At 54.8% G+C, this 18,210-nt stretch carries 17 protein-coding genes; 8 read left to right on the top strand and 9 right to left on the bottom strand.

The window, feature by feature from the left end:
- Nucleotides 1-28: 28 nt before the first annotated feature.
- Nucleotides 29-1,723, top strand: a complete 1,695-nt coding sequence (locus tag Q5705_02440; GenBank protein ID WLI77444.1) for a methyl-accepting chemotaxis protein — start codon at nt 29-31, stop codon at nt 1,721-1,723.
- A gap of 42 nt (nt 1,724-1,765) precedes the next feature.
- Here the strand turns inward: Q5705_02440 and Q5705_02435 are convergent, their stop codons facing one another.
- Complete coding sequence (locus Q5705_02435) at nt 1,766-2,689, bottom strand: LysR substrate-binding domain-containing protein (protein ID WLI77443.1); 924 nt, start codon at nt 2,687-2,689, stop codon at nt 1,766-1,768.
- Between the two features lie 302 nt (nt 2,690-2,991).
- Here Q5705_02435 and Q5705_02430 point away from each other — a divergent pair, with 302 nt between their 5' ends.
- On the top strand, nt 2,992-4,335 hold the full coding sequence (locus tag Q5705_02430; protein ID WLI77442.1) for a VOC family protein: 1,344 nt from the start codon (nt 2,992-2,994) through the stop codon (nt 4,333-4,335).
- A gap of 65 nt (nt 4,336-4,400) precedes the next feature.
- On the opposite strand, the gene Q5705_02425 is transcribed toward Q5705_02430, so the two are convergent.
- Nucleotides 4,401-5,252, bottom strand: coding sequence for a LysR substrate-binding domain-containing protein (locus tag Q5705_02425; GenBank protein WLI77441.1), 852 nt, complete (start codon nt 5,250-5,252; stop codon nt 4,401-4,403).
- Nucleotides 5,253-5,364: 112 nt separating this feature from the next.
- Between Q5705_02425 and Q5705_02420 the strand changes: the two genes are divergently transcribed.
- The 4 genes from Q5705_02420 (at nt 5,365) to rimL (ending at nt 9,860) form a co-directional block, all read left to right on the top strand.
- On the top strand, nt 5,365-6,534 hold the full coding sequence (locus tag Q5705_02420; protein ID WLI77440.1) for a pyridoxal phosphate-dependent aminotransferase: 1,170 nt from the start codon (nt 5,365-5,367) through the stop codon (nt 6,532-6,534).
- Between the two features lie 12 nt (nt 6,535-6,546).
- Complete coding sequence (locus Q5705_02415) at nt 6,547-7,326, top strand: transporter substrate-binding domain-containing protein (protein ID WLI77439.1); 780 nt, start codon at nt 6,547-6,549, stop codon at nt 7,324-7,326.
- 271 nt (nt 7,327-7,597) lie between these two features.
- Nucleotides 7,598-9,253, top strand: a complete 1,656-nt coding sequence (locus Q5705_02410) for a glucan biosynthesis protein (protein WLI77438.1) — start codon at nt 7,598-7,600, stop codon at nt 9,251-9,253.
- Nucleotides 9,254-9,299: 46 nt separating this feature from the next.
- The gene (gene rimL / locus Q5705_02405; GenBank protein WLI77437.1) at nt 9,300-9,860 is read left to right on the top strand and encodes a 50S ribosomal protein L7/L12-serine acetyltransferase; all 561 of its coding nucleotides are present in this window, start codon (nt 9,300-9,302) and stop codon (nt 9,858-9,860) included.
- Nucleotides 9,861-9,864: 4 nt separating this feature from the next.
- On the opposite strand, the gene Q5705_02400 is transcribed toward rimL, so the two are convergent.
- The 6 genes from Q5705_02400 to ydcK form a co-directional block, all read right to left on the bottom strand.
- The gene (locus tag Q5705_02400) at nt 9,865-10,491 is read right to left on the bottom strand and encodes a LysR substrate-binding domain-containing protein (GenBank protein ID WLI77436.1); all 627 of its coding nucleotides are present in this window, start codon (nt 10,489-10,491) and stop codon (nt 9,865-9,867) included.
- Nucleotides 10,492-10,620: 129 nt separating this feature from the next.
- Nucleotides 10,621-11,367 (bottom strand): anti-sigma factor, encoded by a 747-nt coding sequence (locus Q5705_02395; GenBank protein WLI77435.1) that lies wholly within the window; start codon nt 11,365-11,367, stop codon nt 10,621-10,623.
- Nucleotides 11,364-11,864, bottom strand: a complete 501-nt coding sequence (locus tag Q5705_02390) for a sigma-70 family RNA polymerase sigma factor (protein ID WLI77434.1) — start codon at nt 11,862-11,864, stop codon at nt 11,364-11,366. The genes Q5705_02395 and Q5705_02390 overlap by 4 nt, the downstream gene beginning before the upstream one ends.
- Nucleotides 11,861-12,400 carry a cytochrome b/b6 domain-containing protein gene (locus Q5705_02385; GenBank protein WLI77433.1) on the bottom strand — a complete coding sequence of 180 codons (540 nt, stop codon included), beginning with the start codon at nt 12,398-12,400 and terminating at the stop codon, nt 11,861-11,863. The genes Q5705_02390 and Q5705_02385 overlap by 4 nt, the downstream gene beginning before the upstream one ends.
- A complete protein-coding gene (locus Q5705_02380; protein WLI77432.1) occupies nt 12,397-13,443 on the bottom strand; it encodes a catalase family peroxidase in 1,047 nt (348 codons plus the stop codon). Before Q5705_02380 ends, Q5705_02385 begins: the two co-directional genes overlap by 4 nt.
- A 91-nt stretch (nt 13,444-13,534) precedes the next feature.
- The gene (gene ydcK, locus Q5705_02375) at nt 13,535-14,515 is read right to left on the bottom strand and encodes a YdcK family protein (GenBank protein WLI77431.1); all 981 of its coding nucleotides are present in this window, start codon (nt 14,513-14,515) and stop codon (nt 13,535-13,537) included.
- Between the two features lie 111 nt (nt 14,516-14,626).
- On the opposite strand from ydcK, the gene tehB reads away from it, so the two are divergent.
- Nucleotides 14,627-15,223, top strand: a complete 597-nt coding sequence (gene tehB, locus Q5705_02370; protein WLI77430.1) for a tellurite resistance methyltransferase TehB — start codon at nt 14,627-14,629, stop codon at nt 15,221-15,223.
- A 35-nt stretch (nt 15,224-15,258) separates the two neighbouring features.
- Here tehB and pepT read toward each other — a convergent pair whose 3' ends face one another.
- Nucleotides 15,259-16,488, bottom strand: a complete 1,230-nt coding sequence (gene pepT / locus Q5705_02365) for a peptidase T (GenBank protein ID WLI77429.1) — start codon at nt 16,486-16,488, stop codon at nt 15,259-15,261.
- A 106-nt stretch (nt 16,489-16,594) separates the two neighbouring features.
- Here pepT and Q5705_02360 point away from each other — a divergent pair, with 106 nt between their 5' ends.
- A complete protein-coding gene (locus Q5705_02360) occupies nt 16,595-18,190 on the top strand; it encodes an ABC transporter substrate-binding protein (protein WLI77428.1) in 1,596 nt (531 codons plus the stop codon).
- The last annotated feature ends 20 nt before the right edge of the window (nt 18,191-18,210 follow it).

The following is an 18,210-nucleotide window of genomic DNA, read 5'->3' as shown; positions in this document are numbered from 1 at the left end:
TATCAGACAAATATGAGAGTCGATAGCCATGGATAACAAAGCAGCGATGCAAAAAACACAAGGCATTGGTTTTATGCACAATATTCGATTGGTTCCCCTGTTTTCCTCCATCCTTAGCGGCATTCTGGTGCTATTTGCTTTAAGTTCTGGTCTGGCAGGCTATTTCCTGATGCAAGCGGATCGCGACCAGCAAGACGTGACCCAGGAAATCCAGGTTCGTATGGGATTATCTAATAGTTCTAACAACTTACGCATAGCACGTCTTAAATTGATCCATGCTGGCGCGGCAAGCCGTATTGCCGAAATGGACGATATGAAAAAAAACGTGGCTGAAGCGGAAAAACGCATCGGGCAATCGCAGGATGGCTTTAAGCAATATATGAGTCGCGCGGTGAAAACCGATGCCGACATGGCGCTCGACGCGGACCTTACCACCCGTTTTAACGCTTACATGGCGGGTATGCAGCCGATGCTGAAATACGCCAAAAACGGCATGTTCGAAGCGATTATCAACCACGAAAGTGAACAAGCGCGCCAACTGGATGACGCTTATAACGTCGTTCTACTGAAGGCGATTGAGATCCGTACTGCGCGTGCAGAGCATCTGGGTGAAATGGCGCACAGCCGCACTCAGCTTGGGCTGATGTTTATGGCGGCCGCGTTTGCCTTTGCACTGGTCTTAACCATCATCACCTTTACCGTGCTGCGCCGTGTGGTGATCAACCCGCTGCAACGTGCAGCCCAGCGCATTTCACGCATTGCCTCCGGCGATTTAACGGTCGCCGATGAACCAACAGGGCGCAGTGAAATCGGCCGTTTAAGCAGCGATCTGCAAGCCATGCAGCACTCACTGGTCACCACCGTTGCCACCGTGCGTCAGGGTGCGGAAGAGATCTATCGCGGCACCAGCGAAATCTCTGCCGGTAATACCGATCTCTCTTCCCGAACCGAGCAGCAGGCGGCGGCGATTGAAGAGACCGCCGCCAGCATGGAACAACTTACGGCTACGGTGAAACAGAACGCCGACAATGCGCATCATGCCAGCGGCCTGGCGCGCGATGCGTCCGGCAAAGCAACCAAAGGCGGGCAGATTGTTTCCGGCGTGGTGCAAACCATGGGCAATATCAGCACCAGTTCGCGCAAAATTTCTGAAATCACCGCCGTGATTAACAGCATCGCGTTCCAGACCAACATCCTCGCATTGAACGCCGCCGTTGAGGCTGCCCGTGCCGGTGAGCAGGGCCGTGGCTTTGCGGTGGTCGCCAGCGAAGTTCGCACCCTGGCAAGCCGCAGTGCGCAGGCCGCGAAAGAGATCGAAGCGCTGATCAGCGAATCCGTTAGCCTGATTGAACAAGGCTCCGGGGAAGTGGTCTCCGCCGGGGATACGATGGATGAGATCGTGACTGCCGTGAAACGCGTCACCGATATCATGCTGGAAATCGCCGCCGCGTCGGATGAACAGAGCAAAGGCATTACGCAAGTAAGCCAGGCCATTACAGAGATGGACAACGTGACACAGCAGAACGCCTCGCTGGTTGAAGAAGCCTCCGCTGCCGCTACCTCTTTGGAAGAACAGGCCGCGCGCCTGACCGAAGCGGTGCGCGCGTTCCGCCTGACGGGCAGCGAACCACTGCCGCAGAGCAGCTCATCATCGCCGACAGCAAAACCGTTTACGCCGCAGCGTCCTGTGCTGACAAATGGCGATAACTGGGAAACGTTCTGATAAAAAAGAGGCCCGTAAGGGCCTCTCTCTTTATCCTCAGCATCAATCTGGCAGCGTTTTACGAATAAAGCTGATTAAGGTATGCGCCGCGGGTGACAAGGGAGCATCAACGCGGGTGATAATGCCAATCGGATCGCCGATACCGGGCGGATGAACAGGCAGCGCTACCAGTGAGCCGAGGCGCAAATCATCTTTCACCGCGCCCGAGGGCACAAACCACACATAATCGTATTCGACAGTAAGCTGGCGCGATAACGATGCCGACAGTGTTTCGATACAGCCGGAGGGCAGCGTGCAGTTCTGGCTGGCAAGTAAATCTTCGGCATTTTGTCGTGGCACCGTGCCTTGCGGCAGCACCACCACTGGCCACTCCAGCACACGGCTTAGCGTAACGGTGTTTTGCAGTAGCGGGTGACGTGGGCGTACCACCAGTTTCAGTGATTCAAGAAACAGTAGCTCATAGTTTAAACCGCACATCAGGTCAGGATCAGACATCCGCCCGATGCCGACGTCCAGTTCACCCGTTTTCAGCCCGGCGAGCAGCATCGGGTTGTTTACCGTGGCGACCTGAATCGTGATATCCGGCTGCTGCTTGTGTAGCTGGCCAATCACCGCTGGCAAAATCCCCAGCGCGGCAGTGGGCAATGCGCCGATACGGATCAGCCCGCTATTTTTCTCTTCTTTGTTGGTCAGAGACTGACCCGCAATGTTGACCGCATCCAGGACGCGCACGGCATGGGTCAGAAACTGCTCGCCCATCAGTGTCAACTGCGCCCCAAGACGTCCCCGCTCAAACAGACGCGAGCCGGTGAGCTGCTCAAGCTCATTTAAGGTTTTCGACAGGGCAGGCTGACTAAGGTTAAGGGTTTCTGCCGCGCGCCCCAATGTTCCTTGTTGCGCGACGGCGACGAATGTATGCAAATGGCGCAGGCGAATGCGCTGTGAGAACAGACCTTTTTTTTCCATAAGATGATGTTAAAAACTGAGCGGAGCCGGTGACAAGTAAAGTTGTTTAATTTTGATAACTTGATAGCAAAATATAATTAACATTTAATCTTCTTAAGTTACAAACACATTCTGCGCGCAATGTGACGTAACCTGCATGTTGCCAGGGTTTTTATCGCCGCCAATTCCATAATCTTTCGTTATGCTCGATTGCGAGCAAAAAGTGCTCGTTTTTTGCCACGATCACACTTTGTAAATTTCTCCCCACGCACGCGGGAAGCCTTCTCTACACTCCAGAGATAACTGACTGGAGAGATGACACTATGGGGTACAGCATCACGGCTGACGAGATCAGGGAACAATTTTCACAGGCTATGTCGGCAATGTATCAGCAGGAAGTTCCACAATACGGCACGTTGCTGGAACTGGTCGCCGATGTGAATCTGGCTGTACTGGAGCACAATCCGCGTCTGCATGAACAACTGGCTAACGCCGATGAACTGGCCCGGCTCAACGTTGAGCGCCACGGTGCGATCCGCGTGGGAACGGCGGAAGAGTTAGCTACGCTGAGGCGGATGTTTGCCATTATGGGGATGTTTCCGGTCAGCTATTACGATTTGTCGCAGGCAGGTGTTCCGGTGCACTCCACTGCGTTTCGCCCGATTGACGATGCGGCGTTATCGCGTAATCCGTTTCGCATTTTCACGTCGTTGTTGCGCCTGGAACTGATCGAAAATGAAAGTCTGCGTGAAAAAGCAGCGGCGATCCTCGCAAAGCGCGATATTTTTACGCCCGCTTGCCGTCAGTTGATTGAAGTCCATGAGTTAAATGGCGGCTTCACGTCACAGCAGGCGCAGCTCTTTGTGCAAGAGGCGCTGGAGACGTTTCGCTGGCATCGTCATTCCACCGTCGATGAACCCACTTACCAGGCGTTGCACAACGAACACCGTCTGATTGCGGATGTGGTCTGTTTTCCCGGCTGCCATATCAACCATTTAACGCCGCGCACGCTGGATATCGACCGCGTGCAGGCGTTGATGTCGGAATACGGCATTGAACCGAAAATCTTGATAGAAGGGCCGCCGCGTCGCGACGTGCCGATTTTGCTGCGCCAGACCAGTTTTAAAGCATTAGATGAACCTGTTTTGTTTAGCGGGGAGCATCAGGGCACGCATACCGCACGTTTTGGCGAGATAGAACAGCGCGGCGTCGCGCTGACGGCAAAGGGGCGAGCGCTTTATGATCAACTGCTGGCCAGCGCCGGGACGGGCAAAGATAACCTGACACACCAGTTGCACTTGCAAGAGGTGTTTAAAGCCTTTCCCGATAGCGAAATGCTGTTGCGTAAGCAAGAGCTGGCGTGGTTCCGCTATCGCCTGACGCCCTCCGGGGAAGCCCATCGGCAGGTTATTCGCGCCGGGGACGATCCGCAGCCGCTGATCGAGCGCGGGTGGCTGGTGGCCCAACCTATTACTTACGAAGATTTTCTGCCCGTCAGCGCGGCCGGGATTTTTCAGTCCAATCTCGGCAATGAAACCCAGACGCGCAGCCATGGTAACGCCAGTAAAGCTCAGTTCGAAGCCGCGCTCGGCTGCCCGGTACTCGACGAATTTGAGCTATACCGGCAGGCCGAGGAGCGCAGCAAACGACGTTGCGGTTTGCTTTAAAAGGGGGGACCAGACAGAATTCACGCTTTTATTTGCATAAAAATGCAGGCGCATACGCCACGCCATCACGCCGCATCCTCGCCCAATAATCCTTCACGAAAGGCCGCCAGCCCGGCGGCTTTATGCTGTGATTCACGCAGTACCAGCCGGTAACTGGCGCCGGTTTTAACGCTCAGCGCAAAAGGGCGCAGCAAGCGTCCGGCGCGGATATCTTCCTGCACGACGGTCTCATCGGCGATAGCAATCCCTAAGCCTTGAATAGCGGCGGTGATCGCCAGATCCATGGTGTCGAAATGTTGATTTTTCCGCATGCCCGGCTGGAACTCCGCTTGCTTCGCCAGCCACAGTGACCAGTCGGTTTTATCCCGCGTCGGGTGCAATAATGTGGCTTTTTCCAGCGCATTGCGTTGTGGCAGCGCGGCGTTCATCACGGGTGTCAATGCTTCCTCAAACAGCAGATCGCCCGCGCTGAGTTGGGTACCAAACACAATGGCGGCGTCATAAGGTTCGGTTTTGAAATTAATGGTGTGATCGGTCGTGGTGGTCAGCGCCACCTGTAACTCCGGGTAGCGCTGTTCAAGATCCAATAGCCTTGGCACTAACCAGCGCATGGCGCAGGTCGGCGCTTTCAGCCGGACCACCGTTTGCTGCGCCCGCGCCTGGTCGGCAACCGTCAATAAATATTCAAAAGCGCTGCGCAACTCCGGCAATAACACGCTGCCTTGAGGCGATAAATGCAACCCCCGCGCATGGCGTTCAAAAAGCGGAAAACCAAACCAGCTTTCCAGCGTGGCGATTTTGCGGCTAACCGCGCCCTGCGTCAGGCACAGTTCTTTTGCGGCATGGGTCAGATTGAGATGGCGGGCGGTCACCAGAAAGGCATCAATGGCATTTAGCGGCAGGGAACGGTGCGACATGGTGGCTCCAGCTATGCGAATTATTCATGGCTATTATGACAACAATTCGATTGTCGGCTCAACAGGCTTTTGGTTTGAATGGTTATGCACTTTTAATGAGAAAGGATTAAACATGACGTTGCGAACGCCGGTGACTACCCGCTCCAAATTACCTGATGTCGGCACTACCATTTTTACCGTGATTGGCCAGCTTTCCGCGCAGCATAAAGCGATTAACCTTTCTCAGGGCGCGCCGAATTTCCCTTGCGATCCGCAATTGATAAACGGTGTGACCCGCGCAATGCAGGACAACCACAACCAATATGCCGCGATGACTGGCCTGCGCCCGTTAAAAGAGCGCATTGCGCAGAAGATTTCCGACCTCTATCACACAGATTACGACGTGGATAGTGAAATCCTGATCACCGCCAGCGCCAGCCAGGGGTTATATTCAGCCATCAGCGGGCTGGTGCATCCGGGCGACGAAGTTATCTATTTTGAACCCTCATTCGACAGCTACGCGCCCATCGTGCGGTTGCAGGGGGCGAAACCGGTGGCGATTAAGCTGACGGTGCCGGATTTCGCGGTGAACTGGGATGAAGTGCGCGCTGCCATTACGCCCCGCACACGGATGATCATCATTAACACGCCGCACAACCCGAGCGGGCAGGTGTTCTCCCGCGCCGATCTGGAGCAACTGGCGGCGCTTACCCGCAACACCGATATCGTGATTTTGTCCGATGAAGTGTATGAGCATGTGGTGTTCGACGGCGAACCACATCATGGCATGGCGACGCACCCGCAGCTTGCCGAGCGTAGCGTGATTATTTCGTCGTTTGGTAAGACCTATCACGTTACCGGCTGGCGCGTGGGTTACTGCGTTGCGCCAGCGGAACTGATGGATGAAATCTGTAAAGTACATCAGTTTTTGATGTTCTCTGCCGATACACCCATGCAGTATGCCTTCGCCGATCATATGCGCGACCCGCAAGGCTGGCTGTCGCTGGCGGCCTTTTATCAGCGTAAACGCGACCTGCTGCAAACGTTGCTGGCGGCGTCGCCATTTCGTTTACTGCCGAGCGCCGGTTCGTTTTTCCTGCTGGCGGATTACAGCCACTTTAGTGATGAAAGCGACAGTGAGATGGTCAAACGGCTGATTGTTGATTGCGGCGTTGCGACCATCCCATTGTCGGCGTTTTACACCGATGGTACTGATAACAAATTGATTCGCCTCTCGTTTGCAAAAGATGAGGCGACGTTAAGGGCAGGCGCGCAGGCCCTGTGTCGTATTAAGCCACGCTAAGGAGCGTTGATAATGAAATTAAAAGCACTCTGTCTGGGCATGGGTTTGCTCTGCTCACTCTCCACCTTCGCCGCAAGCGAACTGCGCTATGGCGTCGAAGCGGAATACCCGCCGTTTGAAAGCCGTAACGCTTCGGGTGAACTGGAAGGGTTTGATATCGAACTGGGTAATGCCATTTGCAAAGCCGCTCAACTGAAGTGTAGCTGGGTGGAAACGTCGTTCGATGCGCTGATCCCTGGGCTGACGGCGAAAAAGTTCGATGCCATCAACTCGGCGATGAACATTACCGACCAACGGCGTAAAAGCATCGATTTTACTCAGCCGATTTACCGTATTCCGTCGCAGTTAGTCGGCAAGAGCGGCGACGGAATGGAAGCCACCGCCGAAGGGCTGAAGGGCAAAACCATTGGCGTGTTGCAGGGGTCGATCCAGGAAACCTACGCCAAAGAGCACTGGGAAAAGCACGGTGTCACGGTGGTGTCGTATAAAGATCAGAACATGGCATGGGGAGATTTGCTCAACGGCCGCATTGACGCCTCACTGGTAATGTCGGCGGCGGGGCAGGCAGGTTTCCTGAGTAAACCGCAGGGTAAAGGGTTTGGCTTTATCGGCAAACCGGTATCGGACGATACCATCCTCGGCAGTGGGATTGGCTTTGGGCTGCGCAAAGGTGATGAGGCCACCAAAAAACAGCTCGACGCCGCAATAGATAAAGTACGCGCTGAGGGCACCATCAAAAAACTGGCGGAAAAATATTTCCCCGGCATTGATGTTAGCGTCAGCAAACAGTAACGCTGTTTTTATCGCCCCTGTTGCTGATGTCGGGCAGGGGCGCTTTTCCTTCCTTGATCGCTAATCCCCGCCGTATACAGATCTTTACTCAGCTTTCAGGCTGCTCTGAAAGACAGGAAAAATTTCGTGCTTTGCGCAGATAATCACCGTCCAACAATTGGATTCTCAATGATTTTTGTCTAGAGTGATGCCTTTATTTGTGAATGCTCTTACCGCTGTTTCGCGACATCGCGAAATGCCATTTTACGACCAGAAGGACGTGTTACCAGGCATGAACCGCAGACGATTTATTCAAGCATCCATGGCCCTTGCGGCAACTTACGGCACCACCGGTGTTGCCTCACTCTTTTCGCGAGCGGCCTCTGCGGCGCAGACCGATATTGCGGATGGCCAGAGCCGCCGTTTTGACTTCTCTGTGCTGCAATCCATGGCGCACGATCTGTCGGAACAGCCATGGAGCGGTGCGCCGAAAGCGCTGCCCAACACGCTGGCCACTCTCACGCCGCAGGCTTATAACAGTATCCAGTACGACGCGCAGCACTCGCTGTGGAATAACATCGAAGGCCGCCAACTTGATGTGCAGTTCTTCCATGTGGGCATGGGCTTTCGCCGTCGCGTGCGCATGTTTTCGCTGGACCAGGATACGCATCAGGCACGTGAAATCCACTTCCGCCCGGAACTGTTTAACTACCATGACGCGGGCGTTGATACCAGACAACTGGAAGGGCAAACGGATCTCGGTTTCGCCGGTTTCCGCGCGTTCAAAGCTCCGGAACTGGCGCGTCGCGATGTCGTCTCGTTTCTGGGGGCAAGTTACTTCCGTGCGGTCGACGACACCTTCCAGTACGGCCTTTCCGCACGCGGCGTGGCGATTGATACCTTCACCGATACGCCGGAAGAGTTCCCGGACTTTACCGCCTTCTGGTTTGAAACCGCAAAACCGTCCGATACCACCTTCACCGTTTACGCGCTACTCGACAGCGCCAGCCTCACCGGAGCCTACAAGTTCGTGATCCACTGCGAAGAGAATCAGGTGATTATGGAGGTGGATAACCGCCTCTTTGCGCGTAAAGACATTAAGCAACTCGGCATCGCGCCGATGACCAGTATGTTTAGCTGCGGCAATAACGAGCGCCGCGTCTGCGACACCATTCACCCGCAGATTCACGACTCCGATCGCCTGGCAATGTGGCGTGGGAACGGCGAGTGGATCTGCCGCCCGTTGAATAACCCGCAAAAGCTGCAATTCAATGCCTTCCAGGATGAGAACCCGAAAGGCTTCGGCCTGCTGCAACTGGATCGCGATTTTAGCCACTATCAGGATGTGATGGGCTGGTACAACAAACGTCCGAGCCTGTGGGTGGAGCCGCGTAACAAGTGGGGCAAAGGCGCAGTCAGCCTGATGGAGATCCCGACCACCGGCGAAACGCTGGATAACGTCGTCTGCTTCTGGCAACCGGAAAAACCGGTCAAAGCCGGGGATGAATTTGCTTTCGAGTACCGTTTGTACTGGAGTGCACAGCCGCCGGTGCGTTCACCGCTGGCCCGCGTTGCCGCCACTCGCACCGGTATGGGCGGCTTCCCGGAAGGCTGGGCGCCGGGCGAACACTACCCCGAAAAATGGGCGCGTCGTTTCGCCATTGATTTTGTCGGCGGTGATTTGAAAGACGCCGCGCCGAAAGGGATCGAGCCGGTTATCACCCTGTCGAACGGTGAAGCTAAACAGGTGGAGATCCTCTACGTTGAACCTTTCGACGGCTATCGCATTTTGTTCGACTGGTATCCGACCAACGATTCCACCGATCCGGTTGAAATGCGCATGTTCCTGCGCTGCCAGGGCGACGCCATCAGCGAAACCTGGCTCTATCAGTACTTCCCGCCAGCGCCGGGTAAACGGAATTATGTCGATGACCGCGTAATGCGCTAATGTCAATTTCGCCCCCATTGGGGGCGATGCTTTTTCAGGAGGGCGAATGTCACCGGAACCCTACATCCCGGATGCGCTTATCAACGTTAATGAACACATTGCGCTGCATATGGTTGATGAGCATTTTGTACACGATCTCCATCAACTGATCGTCAAAAACCGCGACTGGTTGCAGCAATCGCTCGACTGGCCGCAGCATGTCAGCACCGTTGAAGACACCCGCAAAACCGCACAGAGCAACCGGCTGCTGCACCAGCGCGGCTACGCGAAGATGTTTATGATTACGCGCAATGACGTGCTGGTCGGTGTGCTGTCATTTAACGCTATCGAACCGACCAATAAGACCGCCTATATCGGCTACTGGCTTGATGAAGAAGCTCAGGGGCAGGGGATTTTGTCGCAAAGCGTGCAGGCGATGGTGGATTTTTACGCCCGCCGGGGCGATATCCGCCGCTTTGTTATCAAATGCCGCGTTGCCAACCTGGCGAGCAATCAGGTTGCGGCGCGTAACGGATTCACGCTGGAAGGCTGTCTGAAACAGGCGGAATTTCTTAACGGCAACTACGATGACCAGAATATCTGGGGAAAGATTGTTGATAACCACTAATGCCTTAGTCCTCGCAGAGTGCGTCAATCAATGCGCGCATGGCCGGGGACATCGCTTTATCCGCCGTCCAGCAGAGATAATAACCCTCTGATTTCCTCTCCCATGGCGTCAAAACCGCTACCAGCTCGCCGGAAAACAGCGGCTCGATAACGCTTTCGGCGGTGAGCTGCGCAATGCCGGTTCCCGCCATCGCCGCCTGATACTGCCGCTCACGATCGTCCACCACCAGATTGCCCGCTACCGGAACAGTCATTGTTTGCTCACCCTCCTGAAATAGCCACGGCACGGGCGCAACGGTTCCCGGTCGGCGCCAGCCAATGCAGTTATGATGGCATAGATCATCAGGATGTTGCGGTGTGCCATGCCGGGCAAGGTAAGCGGGGGCGGCGACCACAATGTGATGCAGCCGGTCACCCAGAGGAAGCGCATCTAACCCCGGATCCAGCATATCGCCCGGACGCAGCGACAGGTCATAGCCCTCGCTGACCAGATCAACCGTTTCATCGTGGGTAGTGAGTTCAATCTGCACATCGGGAAACGCGGCAAGAAAAGCCGGAATGGCGTTATCAAGAAACAGCCGCGCCGCCAGACGAAAAGCATGAATACGCACCGTATTGTTTGTGTAAGTCATGTTTCACCTCTGGATTATTCAGACAGGCTGACGACTGCATGTAGACACGCAGGGAATGTCAGCCCAAAGAATGGATGATGAGAAGGCGAATTGCGCCGCGCCAGTGGTTAGCGCGCGGCCTGCGAAAGGTTAACTGGTCGCCTGGAACACCGCTTTACGCAACCCGTTGACCGCCGCGGAATTAAGCGGTGTGACCAGCGCGTAGTTATAGTGATCGTCGCTCCAGTACTGCGCCATCACATCTTCTGCCTTGCGTTCACCGTGCGGTAATTTTACCGGGCTTAACGGGCGGATATACCAGCCCACCCGCGTACCGCGCGGATCCTGATACATAATCAGCGCCGCCGGGCCTTGCGCGGTAGCAATCAGCCGTGCGCCAAGCAGGGTAAATCCGTATTGATCAAGGTTTGGCGGCTGGTTGCCATTAATAAAATAACGCGCCACCCAATGGGTTAATTCCGTTTGCGGCGTCGCCACCACATCCATTGGCGTTAAGGCGGCATTATCAAACAGTTTGTAGGCCTGCACCGCGTCTTCCATCGGCGCGTGAGTCATCAACATTTCTGACTCTTTCAGTTGCCAGCCGGTAAAACCGCCGACGCCTAAAGCCAGCACCAGCGCGAAAGCCGTCGCCAGTTTCCACTGCCGCTGTTGGCGCACCTGGCGGCGCAAATAATGGGGTTCCGGCATCTCCAGCGTCACGCTTTGTTGGTTCATCGCCTGGCGCAAAAGCTGCGCGTCCTGCCGCCAGCCTGCAATCTGTGCGGCGACGTCCGGGTTTTCCGCCAGATAGTGTTCAATACGTTTTGAGGTCGCGTCATCGGTTTCGCCATCCATCCAGGCATGCAGTTCGTGTTCATCAGGTGGCAAAGTCATTTCAGTCTCCTCAGCGGTAACGGCGTTACCTGTCCTTCTAATTTTTCATGCAACATTTTGCGCGCTCTGGAAAGGCGCGACATCACCGTGCCGGGCGGAATAGCCAGCGTATCGGCGACCTCTTTATAACTCAGCCCCTCCACGCTCACCAGCAACAATACGGCGCGGTAATCCGTGGGCAGCGTGGCAAACAGCGCCAGCGTATCATCGGCTATCGCCAGCGATTCGGTGGCAAACCCGGCGGCTTCCTCGCCGGTAAAAAAAGAGAGCACTTTCAGGTAGCGTTTGCGCCGCCGTTCACCATCAACAAACTGGCGATAAAGGATGGTGAACAGCCAGGCTCGCAGACTCTGTTCCCCTTCATTTTGCCGTCGGCGGGTTAAGGCTTTTGTTAAACAACTTTGCACCAGATCCTCCGCCGAATGCGGATTGCGCGTCAGCCACAGGGCAAAGCGTTGCAGGTGTGGCATCACCTGGCGAATTTCACCATCAGTCATCGTCTGCGGCTTCCCGACATGCTTTCAAAGACCCCATCGCGCAGCACTAACGCATGCAGTAGCGCGGCGGCCAGATGCGCCATCACGGTGATGAACAGCGCCAGCGCCACCACAGAATGCAACGGACGCAGTATGGCATACCAGTCATTATTCACTGGAGCAATGGGTGGCAGCACAAATGAGCTGCCGAGAATAACCGGATAACCCGCCGCCGACAGCATCGCCCAGCCAATCAGCGGCTGAGCCAGCATCATGGCGTACAGCGCCCAGTGCGAAAGATGCGCCATGGCGCGTTGCCAGGCCGGTAACGAGGCGGGCAGCGGCGGGGTGGCGGTATAAAAGCGTAACCACAGACGCACCAGAACCAGCACGAGGATCATCATCCCCAGCGGTTTATGTACCGTCACCAGCAGGTTATGCAGCGACGACACCGTGGAAACCATCACCACGCCAATAAACAGCATGGCGATAATCGCGGCGGCCATCAGCCAGTGAACAGCGCGCAGCAGCGGGTGGAAATAAGCAACCTGTTTCATAAATGAGCTCCTGCCTGTTCACGGGTGCGAAGGTTGTAGGATTTTGCGTAGGCCGCTGAGCGGGCATTCAGCAACGGATCGTCCGAAGCGGCAATGCCGTCTGGCAGGATCAGCGGGTCGTAATTGATGTCATTGCATGGCCCTTGTTCCTGTTCGATGGCGCGATTGAGCACCAGCGTCCCGGCGTTAATCGTTTGTCGGTCGGCGGGCCAGGCTTTGGACGCATCGCGCCTGTCATCCTGCGCACGGGCAACGGTTATCACCAGATCCCACTTCAGCGGCCCCTGCGACAGGCGCTGTTGCAGGTCGTTTTGCAGGAAGTCTTTATCGTTCTTTTGCTGCGCGCCGATGGGTTGATAATCGGTCTGCGGCACCATGCTCCAGCGCACCAGTTGTTCCTTGCCCGATTTATCAATAAAGCGGAACGCATTCAGGCTATTGAAGCGGTCGCTGGCCCAGCTATTAGACGGCACATACGCTTTGGCCCAGGCGAGAAACGCGGTGGCTTCCGGGTGCTTCAGGATAAAGGCTTTGAATTTGTCCGGGTTCGGTTTGCCGGTAGCCGGATCCGGGAGTGTCGCGACCTGTAATTCATAAAAGCCTTCTACACTATCGACGGGGAAAAAGGGCATAGCATTCATCCCGGTGCGCCACTGTTCGCCATCCGCCAGTTGAAAAGAGAGCGCCAGGCTACGCACGGGAACGGCATAATCCGGTGCCGACGGGTTCCCGCCCGCAATGGCAAAACGCCCGATGACCGGCGTTTTACCTGGCGCGAAGAGGGCGGCGCGGGAAATCTCATGGGCCTTGCCACTGGAGATAAAATCCCCCGTTACGCAAAGACCTTTAGCATGGTTACGGCGATAACCGGGGTGCTCGCCGCCGGACTGCTGCAATACGGTAATCAGTTTATCGGCGGTCAACCGCTGCGGCGCCAGCCAGCCGCCTCCCCACAGAAACAGCATAATAAAAAGAAGAGGCACAGCACCAATCAGCGCAAGACGCGCAACAAGTTGGCCGGTTGTAAAGGGCGTGTTTTTCATATTTCGCTCATCCTGCTCACAATGAACAGATAAGACGAAGAGGCCGGGGGTTTATTCCCGGCGATGTGAAAAAAATTTTAAATGTGGGTGGTCAGAGGGAACCGATCAGCGGCGTGCGGGTGATCCACTGTGCCTCGTTCACCACTTTTGGCCCGCGCAACAAAATACTGTCGCCATCCTGTGCGTCGACCACGGCATCATCGGTGATTTCAATCTGATGCTCGATCAGCACATTGCCGTGAATGCGGGCATTGCCCTGAATCACCACTTTCTCATCGAGTTGTAGCGGCCCGCCGCGTAAGTGTGCATTGCCACCAACCAGCACATGGTGTTTAAGAATGCAGTTGCCTTCGACCAGCGCATTTTCTGCCACTTGCGAACTGTAGCGAATAGTCGGGATTTCATCTTCCTGCGTCCCGGCCACAATGCGGGCGTGGCCGTAAACTTTGGCGCAGTCGCAGACCCAGACATCATTCAGTTCATTGCCTTCGAGCAGGGCGAAATCAAACACTTCGGCGCGATGTTCAATAAAGGCGTAATTGACGATGGCATCGCCATAGAGTTGCGCCTGATGCACCACGCGCGAGTGGCTAACGGTGGCGCGGTCGTAAATCTGTAAAATCTGTTCGTCTTCCTGCGTTAACCCGCGCGCGGCAATAATGTCGCAACCGCTGAGAATGCGCGCATCGCCGCGTAAATGACAAACACCGCGCACGGTGGAAGATTGCACGGTGACGTTGTCACTTAAAATCGCGCCATGACTCAATTCGCAGCCGTCAACCCAGGCGTTATCGCGGATTTCAACCGCGTGGCAAATCACACACTGCTGGGTGATCCGCGCATTGTCCCGCACCCGGCTTCCCTGAAATACCATGCTGTTTTCATCATAAATCCAGCAGCTTCCTTGCTGGCTCAGCACGTTTTCGTCATCGACCCAGCCGCCTGCGCTGCCAGCGGTGACATCATGGAAATCACGCAGCGCAATAATCTGGCGCAGCGCGACGCTTTTTTTCTCACCGTCCAGTTGATAACTGAACACGCGTTGCTCATCACTGAGCCGGTACTTAGCCATGCTCTATTTCTCCCGTTTGCCTGAGTTAACCGTAGCAAATTTTACAGCGCTGGCTATCTGCTGACGAAATTCTTAAAATGCATTCAAAATGCAAATTAAAGGCTGTAAACAATGACTACACGTGATGAAAACTACTTTACGGAAAAATATGGCATGACGCCGACGCACTCGGAAGTGCTGAACGCAATGAATTACCTCCAGCCGGGGAAAGTACTGGATCTGGGCTGCGGTAATGGCCGCAACAGTTTATATCTGGCGAATAAAGGTTTTGATGTCACCGCGTGGGATAAAAACCCTAACAGTCTCAGCAACCTGCAAAACATTCGCGCCGCAGAAGGGCTGGAAAATCTGCATATCGATGCGGTGGATTTGAACACCCTCAGCTTTGATGGCGACTATGACTTTATTCTTTCCACCGTCGTGATGATGTTCCTTGAGGCGAAAACCATTCCAGGGTTGATTGCCAATATGCAGCGCTGCACCAAACCGGGCGGTTATAACCTGATTATTGCCGCGATGGACACCGCCGATTTCCCGTGTACGGTTGGTTTCCCGTTTGCCTTTAAGGAAGGGGAGTTACGCAACTACTACGCAGGCTGGGAACTGCTGAAATACAACGAGGAAGTAGGTGAGTTACACCGCACCGACGCCAACGGCAACCGCATCAAACTGCGTTTTGCTACCATGCTTGCGCGGAAAATCGCCTGATGCAGAGAAGGACAGCCCGTCGCCGGGCTGTTGTTTTAGCGTGCGGCCAGCAAACAGAGTTGCAGCGCCACGTTATAAGAGGCTTCAAACGCCCGCAGGGGTAAAAACTCAAAGCGAGAGTGGAAGTTATGTGCGCCAGTAAAGAAATTCGGCGTTAACAGCCCCTTTGCCGAGAGTGCCGCACCATCAGTTCCGCCGCGCATTGGCGTCGGTCTTGGCGTAATGCCGAGTGTCTCCATTGCCTCAAACATCAAATCGATCGCCCGCCGGTCTTCACCAATCGCATTACTGATATTGCTGTAAATATCGTTGACGCTGTACTCCACTTTCGCGGTTGGGTATTGCGCGGCAATTTTCGCCGCCACCTCGCCAATCTGCAATTTACGGCGGGCAAAGCTTTCATTATCAAAATCGCGAATGCTGACGCTCAGGTTGGCATGGCCCTGAACCGCCTCAATGCCGTTAAACCAGACATACCCTTCGCGGCCTTCCGTGTGTTCCGGTGTCTGCTGGCGGTCAAAATGGCTGATGTAATCCATCGCCATTAACAGCGGATTCACCAGCACGCCTTTCGCCGACATTGGGTGCGCAGTCACGCCGGTAAAGCGGATCTGCGCGCTGGCGGCGTTGAAGTTCTCATAAACAATTTCCCCCAGTTCGCAGCAGTCAATGGTCCAGGCAAAATCAACGTCAAAGCGGGTTAAATCCAGCGCTTTCGCGCCACGCAAGCCGACTTCTTCATCCGGCACAAACGCCACCACGATATCGCCATGACGATGTTGCGCCGTCAGGTTTTCCAGCAGCGTCATCACCACCGTAACGGCGGCTTTGTTATCCGCGCCGAGCACGCTGGTGCCGTCGCTAAAAATAATCTCTTCGTTCGGGTAGGCGAGAATTTCCGGGTGCTCCTGAACGCGCAGCCAGATATCTTCTTTCGCGTTCAGGCAGAGATCTTCACCCTCAAAACGCAAAATCTGCGGATGAATATGCGGCGATAAACCGACATCAACGGTGTCGATATGGGTGATAAAACCGATGCGCGGCGCACCGGCAACAGTCCCTTTTTTTACCGCTGTCACGGTGGCGTGATCATCAATCACAATTTCATCAAGGCCGAGGGATTTCAGTTCGTTGGCCAGTTCCCGCGCCATATCAAACTGCCCGACGGTGGTGGGCAACGTAGTGGCGCTGGCATCACTTTGGCTGGTGATAGCAAGGTAGCGAAAAAACCGATGCGTTAATTGACTGGCGAGCGACGACGACATAGTCATTCCTTCTTTATTTGAATTATCAGGTGTTTGCAAAATCACTTTAATGTTATTTATGAGAGGGCAAACGACAAGCATTAAAAATAAAACAACAGGAAAATCTATGATTAGCAAACCGACAACACTTGCTTTGGCGTTGACCACGATGATAGTCAGTTCTTCTGTGGCGGCGAAAACGCTGGTCTATTGCTCAGAAGGCTCGCCGGAAAACTTCAACCCGCAACTTTACACCTCCGGTACCAGCGTGGATGCCAGCGCCGTACCGGTTTATAACCGACTGGTGGATTTCAAAGTTGGCACCACCGATCTGCAACCGAGTCTTGCCGAAAGTTGGGACGTGAGCGAAGACGGCAAAGTCTACACCTTCCATTTACGTAAAAACGTGAAGTTCCAGAGCAACAAATACTTCACGCCGACGCGGAATTTCAACGCCGATGACGTGATCTTCTCCTTTATGCGGCAAAAAGATGCCAAAAACCCGTACCACAATGTCTCCAACGGTACGTACTCCAACTTTGAAAGCCTCGAATTCGGCACGCTGATCACCGCCATTGATAAAATTGATGACAACACGGTGCGCTTTACGCTGGCGCACCCGGAAGCGCCGTTCGTTGCCGATTTGGGCTGGTATTTCGCCTCGATTCTGTCGGCGGAATATGCCGATGCGATGCTGAAAGCCGGGACGCCGCAGCGCGTCGATAGCGATCCGATTGGCACCGGGCCGTTCCGCCTGGCGCAATACCAAAAAGATTCGCGCATTCTGTTCACCGCCTTTGATCAGTACTGGCAGGGCAAAGCGAAAATCGACCGGCTGGTGTTCAGCATCACCCCGGATGCCTCGGTGCGTCTGGCGAAGCTGGAGAAAAATGAGTGCCAGGTGATGCCATTCCCCAACCCGGCGGATCTGCCGCGCCTGAAAGAGAACAAAGACATTACCCTGATGAGTAAAGCCGGGTTGAACACGGGCTTCCTTGCGTTTAATACGCAAAAAGCGCCGCTGGATAATGTCAAAGTGCGCCAGGCGCTGGCGATGGCGATCAACAAACCGGCAATTATCAAAGCGGTTTTCCAGGGCACCGGCACGGCGGCGAAAAACCTGCTGCCGCCGGGCGTGTGGAGTGCTGACAGCGAGCTGAAAGATTACGACTACGATCCGCAAAAAGCCAAAGCGCTGCTGAAAGAAGCCGGATTACCCGCAGGCACCACGATTGATCTGTGGGCGATGCCGGTTCAGCGTCCGTATAACCCGAACGCCAAACGGATGGCGGAGATGATCCAGGCGGACTGGGCGAAAGTGGGCGTGCAGGCCAAAATCGTGACCTATGAATGGGGCGAATACCTGAAAAGGGTGAAAAGCGGCGAGCACCAGGCAGCGCTGATGGGCTGGACCACCGCCACCGGCGACCCGGATAACTTCTTCGGCCCGCTGTTTACCTGCACCTCTGCCAATGGTGGTTCTAACTCGGCGAAATGGTGTTATCAGCCGTTCGATAAGCTGATTGCCGAGGCGAAAGCCATCACCGATCATGACAAACGCGTCGCGTTATACAAAGAGGCGCAGCAGATGATGCATGATCAAATGCCCGCGGTGATGATTGCCCACTCGACAATTTTCGAGCCGGTACGCAAAGACGTGCAGGGCTATGAAGTCGATCCGTTTGGTAAGCATATTTTCTGGCAAGTCGATCTGAAAAAATAAAACTATTCCGCCTGGCAACC

Source organism: Kosakonia sp. H02 (genome assembly GCA_030704225.1).
Lineage (GTDB): Bacteria > Pseudomonadota > Gammaproteobacteria > Enterobacterales > Enterobacteriaceae > Kosakonia.
The sequence above is the reverse complement of the archived record's forward strand: the minus strand, read 5'-3'. Positions and strand labels throughout refer to the sequence as shown.